Source organism: Marinibacterium profundimaris (assembly GCF_002210095.1).
Lineage (GTDB): Bacteria > Pseudomonadota > Alphaproteobacteria > Rhodobacterales > Rhodobacteraceae > Marinibacterium > Marinibacterium profundimaris.
This window is the reverse complement of the sequence record NZ_AQQR01000043.1, coordinates 1-12,290: the sequence shown is the minus strand read 5'-3', so window position 1 is coordinate 12,290 and position 12,290 is coordinate 1. Positions and strand designations below refer to the sequence as shown.

10 protein-coding genes and 1 pseudogene are annotated in these 12,290 nt (G+C 66.3%); 7 read left to right on the top strand and 4 right to left on the bottom strand.

Translation table 11 applies throughout. The features are described 5' to 3' along the window. Nucleotides 1–204: 204 nt before the first annotated feature. Nucleotides 205–816 (top strand): annotated as a pseudogene (locus tag ATO3_RS28090) (exopolysaccharide biosynthesis protein). 10 nt (nt 817–826) lie between these two features. Here the strand turns inward: ATO3_RS28090 and ATO3_RS28085 are convergent. Then, on the bottom strand, nt 827–1,927 hold the full coding sequence (locus ATO3_RS28085; protein ID WP_233152360.1) for a sensor histidine kinase: 1,101 nt from the start codon (nt 1,925–1,927) through the stop codon (nt 827–829). Between the two features lie 664 nt (nt 1,928–2,591). On the opposite strand from ATO3_RS28085, the gene ATO3_RS28080 reads away from it, so the two are divergent. The 6 genes from ATO3_RS28080 (at nt 2,592) to ATO3_RS28055 (ending at nt 8,717) form a co-directional block, all read left to right on the top strand. Next, on the top strand, nt 2,592–3,323 hold the full coding sequence (locus tag ATO3_RS28080) for a cytochrome c oxidase subunit II (protein ID WP_233152359.1): 732 nt from the start codon (nt 2,592–2,594) through the stop codon (nt 3,321–3,323). Then, a complete protein-coding gene (gene ctaD / locus ATO3_RS28075) occupies nt 3,320–5,881 on the top strand; it encodes a cytochrome c oxidase subunit I (protein ID WP_088653031.1) in 2,562 nt (853 codons plus the stop codon). Before ATO3_RS28080 ends, ctaD begins: the two co-directional genes overlap by 4 nt. After that, nucleotides 5,878–6,282, top strand: coding sequence for a hypothetical protein (locus tag ATO3_RS28070; protein WP_088653030.1), 405 nt, complete (start codon nt 5,878–5,880; stop codon nt 6,280–6,282). Before ctaD ends, ATO3_RS28070 begins: the two co-directional genes overlap by 4 nt. Continuing rightward, the gene (locus ATO3_RS28065; protein WP_088653029.1) at nt 6,279–6,851 is read left to right on the top strand and encodes a cytochrome c oxidase assembly protein; all 573 of its coding nucleotides are present in this window, start codon (nt 6,279–6,281) and stop codon (nt 6,849–6,851) included. The genes ATO3_RS28070 and ATO3_RS28065 overlap by 4 nt, the downstream gene beginning before the upstream one ends. Then, nucleotides 6,848–7,834, top strand: coding sequence for a c-type cytochrome (locus ATO3_RS28060; RefSeq protein WP_088653028.1), 987 nt, complete (start codon nt 6,848–6,850; stop codon nt 7,832–7,834). The genes ATO3_RS28065 and ATO3_RS28060 overlap by 4 nt, the downstream gene beginning before the upstream one ends. A 121-nt stretch (nt 7,835–7,955) precedes the next feature. Next, nucleotides 7,956–8,717, top strand: coding sequence for an SDR family NAD(P)-dependent oxidoreductase (locus ATO3_RS28055; protein WP_158218089.1), 762 nt, complete (start codon nt 7,956–7,958; stop codon nt 8,715–8,717). Between the two features lie 94 nt (nt 8,718–8,811). Here the strand turns inward: ATO3_RS28055 and ATO3_RS28050 are convergent, their stop codons facing one another. The 3 genes from ATO3_RS28050 to ATO3_RS28035 form a co-directional block, all read right to left on the bottom strand. Continuing rightward, on the bottom strand, nt 8,812–10,917 hold the full coding sequence (locus ATO3_RS28050; protein WP_088653026.1) for a pyrroloquinoline quinone-dependent dehydrogenase: 2,106 nt from the start codon (nt 10,915–10,917) through the stop codon (nt 8,812–8,814). A gap of 27 nt (nt 10,918–10,944) precedes the next feature. Further along, a complete protein-coding gene (locus ATO3_RS28045) occupies nt 10,945–11,313 on the bottom strand; it encodes a glucose dehydrogenase (protein ID WP_088653025.1) in 369 nt (122 codons plus the stop codon). 565 nt (nt 11,314–11,878) lie between these two features. Beyond that, nucleotides 11,879–12,136, bottom strand: a complete 258-nt coding sequence (locus ATO3_RS28035; protein WP_143747418.1) for a hypothetical protein — start codon at nt 12,134–12,136, stop codon at nt 11,879–11,881. Between the last annotated feature and the right edge of the window lie 154 nt (nt 12,137–12,290).

The window sequence follows — 12,290 nt, the reverse complement described above, 5'->3', positions numbered from 1 at the left end:
AGGGCGTTTGGTCGTTCACAACACATTCATACCCCCTCCTTTCCGCGGTTTTGTTTCCAAACAGTTTCCCGCGTCGGAGGTTCCTGATCCGCCTTTCCGCGGTCGCACGGCCTCGGCGCCAGGTGCGGAGCGCTTGTGGTTTCGGGTGGATCCCTTTCCGCCCGGCGCGCGTTGACCGACGAGAGCGCGGATGACAGGATAAGGATGAACCAGATGAGCCAGTCCATGGATGCCGGCCGGGGCGCGACGCCCTCGTCGATGCAGGAGCTACTTGACAGGCTGGATGAGGCAGCCACCGGGGACGAAACCTCGCTGGAGGACATCATCGAGACCATGGGCGGGGCGTCCTTCGTGCCGGTGCTGATGGTGCCCGCGCTCGCCGTGGTCACGCCGCTGTCAGGCATTCCGGCGTTCTCCAGTATCTGCGGGATCTTCATCGCGCTGGTGGCCGCGCAATCGCTCTTCGGGCGTGATCACCTCTGGTTGCCCGGCTGGCTGACCCGGCGCACCGTCCCCTCGGACCGTCTCAGGTCCTCCATGGACAAGCTGTGAAAGCCCGCCGCCTGGATCGACCGGCATTCCGGCGAGCGGTTGAAATTCTTGGTCGAGCCTCCGGCAAACTGGTTGCTGTATCTGGCCTGCACGCTCTGCGGTCTGGCGATGCCGGCGCTCGAGATCGTTCCGTTCTCATCCTCCATCCTCGGCGCGGCCGTCGCGCTCATGGCGTTCACGCTTCTGGCGCGGGACGGTCTCTTCGCGTTGCTGGCCTTCGCGGTCATAGGCTGCGGCATCACAATCGGCGTCACGGCGATCTGACGGCTCCGGTTCAGCTGCCGGACCGTTCGAACCGCAGGCTAACTGAAACGCCCGGCGGGGCGCCGTCGTGCTGGACCTCTGCCTGCAGTTCCGCTGCCAGCAGGTCCATCAGGTTCGATCCCAGCCCGCTCGGCGTTTCCGGTGCCTCCGACATGCCGATGCCGTCATCGCTACAGGTCAGCACCAGCTCGTCCTCGCCCGACAACTCTATGCTCACAATCCCTTCGCGGCCGTCGGGGAAGGCGTGCTTGAACGAATTGGTCACGAATTCACTGACGAACGTCCCTGCGGCTATCGCCACCTTTGACGGGACCGACACGGAGGGCACGGACTCAGTTAGCACTACGTTCGGCGGGGCAAGCTGCTGAAGGTCCCGGCAGATGGGCGTCAGCGTCTCGCGCATGTCGACCCGGTCGGAACCGTTGTCGGAATAAATTTGCTCGTGCACGCGGATCATCGCCTGAATGCGCGCCATCACGCCGCCGAGCACCTCCTCGGCCGAAGCGCCCCGCGCAATTTGGCGATCCTGGATCCGGATGAAGGACATCAGCGACTGGAGAGAGTTCTTGATCCGGTGATCGGCCTCCCGCCGGTGGATATCGGCCATGTCGAAGGCGCGGCGCAACTCCAGCAGTGTCATCACCTGACGCCCGAGCACCCTGAGGGTCTTGCGCTGTTGATCGGTCAGGCTGCGGGGCTGACGGTCGAGCACGCAGAGCGTGCCCAGCGGTAGGCCCTCGGGCGATTTCAGTAGCACACCGGCATAGAAGCGCAGTCCCGGCTCGGCGAGGCAGAGCGGATTATCCTGCATGCGCGGGTCCTGCAGCGTGTCGGCGATCTCGACATAATCCTGCTCAAGGATCACGTGCGAGCAGAGCGAGGTCTCCAGCGGCGTCTCGCGCACGCCCAGACCGACCTCTGCCTTAAACCACTGGCGCTCGGCATCGATGAAATTCACCACCGCTATGGCAGTTCCGCAGACGGCGGCGGCAAGGTCGGCGATCTCGTCGAAATCCGCTTCGGGATCGGTGTCCAGGATCCCATAACCGTGCAAAGCCTCGAGGCGCTGCATCTGCAACGGGTGAGTCTGAGCTTTCAAGTCGCGTTTCACGCCCTTTCCGGCGACCGGCGCGGAAAGGCGGTCACTGTATGTGCCGAGATTAAGGTGGTGGCATCGGAATTGCACGGCTCGGCCCCCCCCCGAATGTGGGCGAGCGGGGATATGCCGGTTTTTCGGGCGCTGGGGCGCTGGCGCCGCCCGCCTGTTTGAAGGGGAGATCCATACCGACGGCGCCAAGTACTCCTTGGGCCGGCGCCCCTGTCAGCCGAGCCCGCCACTGTCTACGTGATCCGGGCCGTTGCCGCGTCCAGCTGCACCTCCGGCGCCACCGTCGTCTTGCCGTCTGGGGGGCGAGGAACCGGCGGCAGGTTTTCTTCGGAACAATCGAGAACCGCCAGCTGTTCAGAGGGCATGAACAGGGTTAAGCGCGTACTGCAACGCTTCGGGTTCCGGCGCTCGGGCGCAATGCTGCTCGGACGTTTGTCCGCGAGTGGCGCCCTGTTCATTCCGCTCTCGGCCTGTGGCGGTGAACAATCCGCGCTGAATATCGCCGGGCGAGACGCCGCTTCGATCGGTCAGCTCTTCGCAGTGATGCTGGTCGGCGCCGTGCTGCTCTGGCTGCTGGTCAACGGCGCCTTCCTCTTCATGTCGCGCATCCGCCCCCGGCCGGTTCGACGAGCGCTACGCGCGTCACCTGCTGATCGGCGGCGGGATTGTGTTTCCAACGATCGTGCTGACCGCGCTGCTGGTCTGGGGCCTCAGCCTGCTACCCGATCCGCGCCGGACGGGCGACGGGCTGGTGATCCGGGTCATCGGCGAGCAATGGTGGTGGCGGGTGGAATACTGGCCCGAGGGCGCAAGCGAACCGGTGGTTTCCGCCAACGAGATCCGACTGCCCGTCGGCCAGCGGACCGAATTCCGGCTGACCTCGGACCGCGTCATCCATTCCTTCTGGATCCCGGGCCTTGGCGGCAAGATGGACATGTTCCCCGGCCGCGAGACGATGATCAGCCTGCATCCTGAAACCGCTGGCAGCCACCGTGGCCAATGCGCGGAATTCTGCGGCGCCAGCCATGCCTGGATGGCCTTCGCGGCGATCACCATGGAGCCCGGGGATTTCGATGCGTGGCTTGAGGCCGAGGCCGGCGACGCGCAGCGGCCCGCCGATGACAGGGCCACGCGGGGCAGCCAGGTGTTCATGGAACAGGGCTGTGGCGCCTGCCATGCGATCCGGGGCACCGAAGCGGTTGGCCAGGTTGGCCCCGATCTGACCCACGTGGGCAGCCGCGCGACGTTGGGCGCCGGGCGCATGGGGCTGACGCTCGACAATATCACCCGCTGGATTGCCCATACCGAGGATCTCAAGCCCGAGGTGCGCATGCCCGCCTACGATTTGCCCGAGGACGACCTTGCCGATTTGGCCCAATACCTGGAGGGGCTGAAATGAACCGCGACACCGCTCTGCCGCACCCTTCGGGACCCTATCCACCAACCGAGGCAATGCTGGCCGAGCCGGTGCCCGAGGCGTTGCGCACCGCCCAGGCGGAGCGGTTGCGCAACGCCTGGGAGACACCGAAGGGCTGGCGCTATGTGACCGCGGTCAACAACACCGAAGTCGGCAAGTGGTATTGCATGACGGCGCTGGTGTTTATGCTGCTGGCTGGGGTCATGGCGCTGATCATCCGGCTGCAGCTTGCCGTGCCCGAGAACGACCTGGTCTCGGCCGACCGCTTCAACCAGCTCTTCACCATGCACGGATCGGCGATGATGTTCCTCTTCGCTGTTCCAATGTTCGAGGCGATCTCGATCCTGCTGCTGCCGGCGATGCTGGGCGCGCGCGACATGCCGTTCCCACGTCTCTCGGCCTACGGCTACTGGTGCTTCCTGATCGGCGGCATCTTCGTGATCGGCTCGATCCTCTTTGACGTGGCGCCGCGCGCGGGATGGTTCATGTACCCGCCGCTGGCGACCCGGGACGAAGGGCCGAGCAGCGATATCTGGCTGCTGGGCCTCAGCTTCATCGAAGTCGCCTCCATCGCCGCCGCCGTCGAGCTGATTGTGGGCACCCTGAAATGCCGCCCGCCGGGGATGCGCATCAACATCATGCCGCTCTATGCCTGGTACGTGCTGGTGGTGGGCGGCATGATCCTCTTCGCCTTCCCGCCGCTGATCGCCGGGGACTTCCTGTTCGAGCTGGAACGCTCCTTCGACTGGCCCTTCTTCGATCCGACCCGGGGCGGCGATCCGATGCTCTGGCAGCACCTGTTCTGGATCTTCGGCCACCCGGAGGTCTACATCATCTTCCTGCCGTCGATCGCCATCGCCGCGATGATCATCCCGACTGTCGCGCGCCGGCCGATCTTTGGCTATTCCTGGATCGTGCTGTCGGCCGTGGGCACCGGGTTCCTATCCTTCGGGCTCTGGGTGCACCACATGTTCACCACCGGGCTGCCGTCGATCTCGCTCGGCTTCTTCTCGGCCGCCTCCGAGGCGGTGGTGATCCCCACCGGTATCCAGATCTTCGCCTTCCTCGCCACGCTGATGGCTGGACGCGTAAAGAAAAGCCTGCCGATGCTCTGGATCGCCGGGGCGCTGGCGATTTTCACCATGGGCGGACTGACGGGCGTGATGCTGGCGCTGGCGCCGTTCGATTTCCAGGCGCATGACACCTATTTCATCGTCGCCCACCTGCATTACACGCTCTTCGGCGGCATGGTCTTTCCGGTGATCGCAGGGGTCTATTACTTCTTTCCCTTCATCCAGAAAAAGCTGCTGTCCGATCGGCTGGGCCGCTGGGCTTTCTGGCTGGTCTTCATCGGCTTCAACCTGACCTTCCTGCCGATGCACCTGACCGGGCTCTGGGGCATGCCGCGCCGGGTCTATACCTATCCGACGGGGTTGGGCTGGGACGAGCTGAACCTGATCTCGACGCTGGGCGCCTTCGTCATCGCGGCCGGTTTCCTGATCTTCGTTTGGGACCTGATCCGCCCCAAGCATCGCCAGCCGCAGATCCCGCGCAACCCATGGGACGGCGGCACGCTGGAATGGACCCATGACGTGCCCGAGGAGGCCTGGGGCGTGCGCTCGATCCCCCATGTGACCAGCCGCTATCCGCTGTGGGACCAGCCGAAGATGCTCGAACGCATCGATGCGGGGCGCTACTACCTGCCCGATGCCGAGGAAGGCCGGCGCGAGACGCTGGTGACCTCGGTGATCGATGCCGAGCCGATCCAGGTGCAGCGGGTGACAGGGCCGGCCTGGATCACCCATCTGGCTGCTGGCTTCACCGGCGGCGCCTTCATCTTTCCGACCTTTCACTGGTATCCGCCCGCCATCATCTGCGCCGTGCTGGCGATCTACTGCATCATCTGGTGGCTCTGGACCGACACCGCCCGCCCGCCCGGGGCCGATACCAAGGACGCGGGCCTTGGCCTGCGCCTGCCGACCTATGCATCGGGGCCGGCCTCGGTCGGCTGGTGGGCGGTCTGGATCACCATGCTGGGCGATGCCACGGCCTTTGCCTCGCTGATCTTCGGCTTCTTCTTCTATTGGACGGCAAGCCCCGGTTTCCCACCGGAGGGCGCGGCCCATGCCGTGCCGCTGCTGGTGGCGCTGGCGGCCGGCCTGCTGGCGGCCTCGTGGGCCCTGACTCTGGCCGCAAGGCACCTGAACCGCCGGGGCGGGGTTATCGCTGCCCGCGCCTGCCTTGGTTTCGCCCCGTTGGCCGCGGCCGGGGGTGCGGCGGCGATGATCTTCTCGGTCCTGCCGCTCGATCCGGCGTCCCATGTCTATCCGGCAATCCTCTGGGCGCTGGCGATCTGGACGGCGGTCCATGCCGGGGTCGGCGTGATCATGCAGCTTTATTGTCTGGCCGGATCGCTCTTCGGCAAGCTCACCCCACGTTATGATGCGGATATCTGGAACGTCTCGCTCTACTGGCATTTCCACGTGCTGGCGGCGCTGGTCGCCTGCGCAACCATGGGCCTGACCCCGGAGGTGCTATGACTGCAGAGCATCAGCCACGCCGCGACGAGGATCAGGCGGAATTCTCGGAGGAGCAGGCGAGCTTGTTGAAGATCACGCTGGGCCCGCTGATCTGGGCCGGGCATTTCGTGATCTGTTATGGGCTGGTGGCCGTCACCTGCGCCAAGGATTGGGACATCGCCACCATCCGCGCGGGTCTGCTGGGCTTCAGCGGCGCGGCGCTGCTGGCTATCGCCTGGGTCGGCTGGACCAGCTGGCGGCAATGGAACCCGCGCGAGACCGGGGATTTCGTCAACCGTCGGGGCCGCTCCGAGGACCGCCACCATTTCCTGGGCCATGCCGCCTTCCTGCTGTCGATCATCGCCGTGATCGGCGTGATCTTCGTCTCGCTCCCGCTGGTCATGCTGGACAGCTGCCGATGAGACCCGCCTTCCTCCTGCCCGGGCTGGCGATACTGGCCGCGATCTGGCTGCTGCCGCTCGAGACCATGATGCCGGTCTTCGCCGCCCACATGCTGCGGCACATGACGCTGGTGGCCCTGGCCGCGCCGCTGATCGTGCTGGGCCTTCCGACGACGGTGCAGAGGCTGGCCGTCCCGCCGCTGCTGGCGGCGGCGGCGGAATTCATCGTGGTCTGGAGCTGGCACCTGCCCGCCGCCCACGGGCTGGGCCGCACGGCGCCGATGGGCTTCGCGGCCGAACAGGCCAGCTTTCTCGACGTCGGGCTGCTGACATGGGCCGGGTGCCTGCGCGCCGACCGGCCACTGGCCGGGGCGGGAGGGCTGCTGCTGACCTCGATGCACATGACGTTGCTGGGCGCGCTCATCGTGCTGGCCCCGCGCGATCTCTATGCCGCGATCTGCGGCACCGCGCCCGATCTCGACGGCCAGCGCATCGGCGGGATGCTGATGCTCGCCATCGGCACGCCGGTCTATCTGGTGGCCGGGCTGGCGCTGACGGGGCTCTCGCTGCGCGAAAGGGCCATGGCATGAGACAGGTGCTACTTACCCTTGCCGTGCTGGCCGGTCTGGGACTGTCCGGAGCGGTCGCGGTGGTGGGCCTAGGGCTTTACAACGTCTCGGCGCAGGTCGGGCACCTGCCCGGCGTCAGCTGGGTTCTGCACACCACCTTCCGCAATTCGGTGAAGCTGCGCGCGCCCTCGATGGAGGAAGCGCCGGACCTGCAGGATCCCGACCTCATCGCTCTGGGCGCCGGGCATTTTGCCACCGCCTGTGCGCCTTGCCACGCCACGCCGGACAGCCGCCGCAGCGCCACGATGCGCGCCATGGTCCCCGCCCCGCCGCGGATCCGGGACGCGATTAAGCACTGGCAACCCAACCACCTGCACTGGATCGTCGAGAACGGCGTCAAAATGTCCGGCATGCCCGCCTGGCCGGCCACGGGGCGCGGCGACGAGGTCTGGGCCGTGGTCGCCTATCTCGAAGCGCTCCGGTCGGATGCCCGGCCCGAGGCGCCCGCGACGGTGCCGGAAACCGAACCGCAGCGGTACTGCGCCACATGCCATGGCCCGGTGGACGGGCCCGTGCCCCGGCTCGACATCCAGACGCCAGCTTATCTCGAGGCGCAACTGCAGGCCTATCTGTCCGGCGCTCGGCCCTCTGGGATCATGGCACAGGCCGTGAGCCTCGTGCCCCGCGACAGCCTGAGCGAACTGGCCCGCCATTTCGCGGAGACACCAGACCGGCCCGCCCCGCCGGATCTTGATTTGCAGGCCGTCTCGGAAGGCGAAGCGCTTGCGCAGCGCGGCACCCGGGATGTGCCGGCCTGTCTGTCCTGCCACGAGGACGGTCGCCGGGGCCCGCCGCTCGATGGGCAGCACCGCGCCTTTCTCGCCGCTCAACTGCAGCTCTGGCGCGACGGGGTGCTGAACCATGATCGCGTCATGCACGCCGCCGCCCACGATCTGAGCGATGCCGACATCCACGCCCTGTCCGCCTATTTCGCCGGTCGCTGACGCCATCTCGGCCCCGATCATGGAACCCTGCCGCCAGTTCGGTTGTTGAGGCCGGCGAACGAACTGCCCGGGCAGGACCCGTCATGCGGGTCCGCGGGCTATCGAACAGCAGGAGGATACGTTGGCGACATCTCACAATCCCCGTTTCGACAATTTTCGCGTTCTGATCACCGGTGGCGCGTCAGGCATCGGCGCCGCCGTGGTCCATGCCTTTGCCGAGCAGGGCGCGAGAGTGGTGTCCATGGACAAGGCGGACCCCGACCGGCATCCGCCTGATGCCTGCCGCGCACTGACGGCCGATGTTTCGCATCGCAGCGAGGTGCGGCGCACCGTGGCCGAGGCAAGCGCCGGGATGGGCGGGATCGACGTTCTTGTCAACTGCGCCGGCTACCCGGTAACCGATGCCGGCGGCGCGCTGACGGATCAGGAGTGGCGCGCTCATTTCGAAGCCGATGTCCACGGGCTGCGCAACATGTGCGATGCCTGCCAAGACGAACTGCGGGCGAGCGGCGGCAATATCGTGAACGTCACGTCTGTGGCCGGGTTTGGCGGCGACCGTGGGATGGAGGCCTATGACGCCGCGAAAGGTGCGGCGCTACAGCTGACGCGGGCGCTGGCCATCGACCTCGGCCCCAGTGGTGTCCGGGTGAATGCGGTCTGCCCGACGGTCACGCGCACGCCGATGGGCCGGTATGTCGAGGAGGATCCGCAAAAGCTGCGGGCGCTGGAACAGGCGATCCCGCTGGGGCGCATCGGCGAGCCCGAGGAGGTCGCGGATGCCATCCTGTTCCTCGCCAGCCCCGCCGCCCGGTTCGTCACCGGCGCGGCCCTGCCGGTGGATGGCGGCGTGACCGCGTGGAACGGACAACCGCCATTGACATGAGCCCGGCAGGCTGATCATGACCTGCACACCTTCGCGAACAGAAAACGGCGGCTCATCGCAAGATGGCCGCAGTTTTGTTTATTGCCGGGCAGTCTCAATCGGCGGGCAGGGCCCAGGCCATCACTTCGTCACCGACGCCGCTTTCCATGAAATGGTGGCCCATCGCCGTCACCATCACATATTGCTGGCCATCGACCTCGTAAGTGATCGGGTTGGCCTGACCGCCGGCGGGCAGCTCGGCCGACCAGAGTGTCTCGCCCGTCTCGATGTCGATTGCCCGGAACAGGTTGTCTGTGGCCGCGGCGATGAACACCAGGCCGCTGGCCGTCACCACCGAGCCGCCGTTGTTGGGCGTGCCGATGTCGAAGGGCAGCATCGAGGGGATGCCGAAGGGCCCGTTGCGCCGCGCCGTGCCCAGGGGCCGGTCCCAGAGCGTCTCGCCCGTTTCCAGATCGATCGCCCTGATGCCGCCGTAGGGCGGTCGGGTGCAGGGCATGCCGGTGACGTCGTTGCGCCAGCCGGCATTGACGTTGATCGCGTAGGGCGAGCCCGATTGCGGATCGCCAGCGCCTTCGGGCGCACCTGCGCGCTGTTCGACCTGATCGATGGGCTTCAGCCCCACTTCGTCGGCATCCGCGCGTGGGATCAGCTGGTTGTAATTGGGCACGTCATTGTAATTGGCCACGATCACGCCGCGCTCCACATCCACCGCGACCGATCCCCAGTCGGACCCGCCGTTATAGCCCGGATACTGAATCCAAGGCCTTTCGGCAGAGGGCGGAGTGTAGAACCCTTCGTATATCGCGCGGCGGAACTGGATCCGGCACCACAGCTGATCGATGGGGGTGAAGCCCCACATGTCCTTCTCGGTCAGCGGCGCCTTGCGCAGGGTGTGCCAGGCCGAGACGGGCTGGCTGTCCGAGATGTAATCTGGTTCGATCTTGCCCTGCGGCAGGCCGGTCAGTTCCTCGACGGGGGTCAGGGGCTCGCCAGTCTCGCGGTCGAGGAGATAGATATCGCCCTGTTTCGACGGCAGCAGGATCGCGGGCCTGCCCTGCCAGTCGAGCAGGGTCGGCTGGCTGCCCAGGTCGTAGTCCCAGACGTCGTTGCGCACGGTCTGGAAATGCCAGACCTCCTCACCCGTTGTGACGTCGATCGCCACCAGCGAGGTGGCATATTCGTTCTCGGCCTCGCTGCGGTTGGACCCGTAGTAATCCACCGCCGAATTGCCGAGCGGCATGTAGACATAGCCAAGTTCCTCATCGGCGACGCCCATGGTCCACATGTTCGGCGTGCCGCGGGTATAGGTCTCGCCCTCGGGCGGCCCGTGCCGGTTCTGTTCGGGCGCGGCCAGGTCCCAGGCCCAGGCTAGCTCTCCCGTTACCGCGTCATAGCCCCGGATCACGCCCGAGGGCGCATCCTCGGCCTGGCCGTCCAGCACCTGCGCGCCGGTCACCAGGATGCCGCGCGCCAGCGTCGGCGGGGCGGTGACAGCGTACCAGCCCGGCACACGCTCGCCCAGGTCCTGCCAGAGATCCACGGTGCCGTTCTCGCCGAACGCCTCGCAGGGTGCGCCGGTCTGCGCGTCCACGGCCACCAGTTTGGCGTCGAGCGTTCCCTGCACGACGCGGGTGGCGCAGAGATCGTCCGGCGCGGCCTCGGGGTCGGTATAGATCGTCACGCCCCGGCAGGTAGCGCCGTAGGGGATGGCCTCGTTGGGGACCCCGGGGTTGAAACGCCAGTTTTCCTCGCCCGTGGCGGCATCGACCGAGATCAGGATGTTCATAGCTGAGCACATCAGCAGATCGTCGCCCAGCTTCAGCGGCGTGACCTCGGGCGAATACATGCCCTCGGCCTCGCCCGTCGGCAGGTCACCGGTGTGATAGGTAAACGCAGGCTCCAGCCTGGCGACATTCTCGGGCGTGATCTGATCCAGCGTCGAAAACCGCGTCGCCTGCGCATCGCCGCCGTAATAGGGCCAGTCGGACCCCATCTGCATCAGCGGTTCCGGCGCCGGGGCGGCCATCTGCTCTGCGGATCCGCCTTCCTCCTCGGCGGCGTCGCCCTCAAGCAAGTCCGCGGTCGGCAGCGTTTCCTGAGAGGGTGGTGGCGTATCCGCCTGCTGGGCCTGGAGTGGGACCGCGGCGGTGATCAGAAGCGCGGCAAGCGATAGAACAATGCGGGGGAGCGGGTGGCACATGGGAGACCTCCGGTCGGGGAAATTCGGTCAGCGGCGGCGGGACAGTGCGGGAATGCAGATCAGGACGAGAACTAGGATCAGCGTGGGCGCGACCAGCCGGGGCACCTGCGCCCACAAATCTGCGCCAACCTCCCACCAGGCCCAACCGAGCGTGCCGACCCAGACCACGAGATAGAGCCAGACGGCCGCCAGCCTGTGATGGTTCAGCAGTACCCCGGTGGCGAAGAGCCCCGCCCCGGCCAGCGCGTAGTACAAGCTGCCGTCTAGCGTGATCAGCCAGACGCCGCCCGCCGCAAGCACAGCGCCGAGCAAGATGCAGACCCAGCCCAGTACCAGCACGAGGCCGTTCCGGGACCGGGCATCGAGATTGGACGGTAACGTGTCGCGGTTGGTCATGTCGGCTCTCCCTGGACGTGCACCTTGGCGTGGGCCGGTGTCAGATGCTTCGTCAGGGGAAACAGGCAGGTTCCTGCTGATGTTCCGAAATTAGTCAAAACTTTCGGAGCGAACTGGCATTCCGTTGGAAAATCCTGGGACGAGCAGGGAGTTCTGCCAACTTTTCCGTTTAATCACCTTGTCGCTGCTTCGGCCCAAGACCTGGCCGGAGATGCCCGGTCTTCGCGTTGGACGACCAATACTTTGCATCGGCGGACGGCACCGCAGCGGCTTTGGCCCTCATCTCATATCGCCCCCTCATGGGCACCGCGAGATCTGAAGCGGAGGCTCGATCGGCCAGGGGTAATGCGGCGAATGAACTCGGCCCGCGCCGCAACGCATGTCGCCGAGGGCGGCGAGCCACCCGCGAGACAGAGCAGGATGGCGCAATCGATCTTGTAGGCGGCGGCAGGCTGCGGGACTGCGGTCAACAGTCCGGTCACCGCAAGCATCTGGGCAACTGCGGACAAGGTCGTCCTCATGTGCGTTTCCTTCGAAGGGGATGTGACCGGGCCTATCAGCCGCATCAGTTGTCGCCGTCTCCTAACCGACGGGTGTAGTCCGCAACGGCGGTGTCGATCTCCGTTCGAGCGGTGGCTTCGGCCCGCGCCAGACACTGCAGGTACCGCTGCGCCGCATCGAAGCACTCCGAGTAATCGAGGCGCAACTGGTCGCGATAGGCGTCGACGACGCCCGCCGGGAGGTCGGCATAGGGCAGGGGCGGCGGGATACAATCGAGCGCCGTTGTCTGTGCGGACGCAACGGCGGCCCAGGGTCCGAGCAAGATGGCGACAATCAGGCCGTCCGCCGTCCGAGGACTTACCCGGCGCGAGCGCTTCGGGGGCGGCGAAGGTCCGGAGCAGACCAAGAGCTTGCCTCCTCGGAGAGAATCATCTTGAGCTACCCCCCAAATTTCGGACACTGACATAAGCTATGAT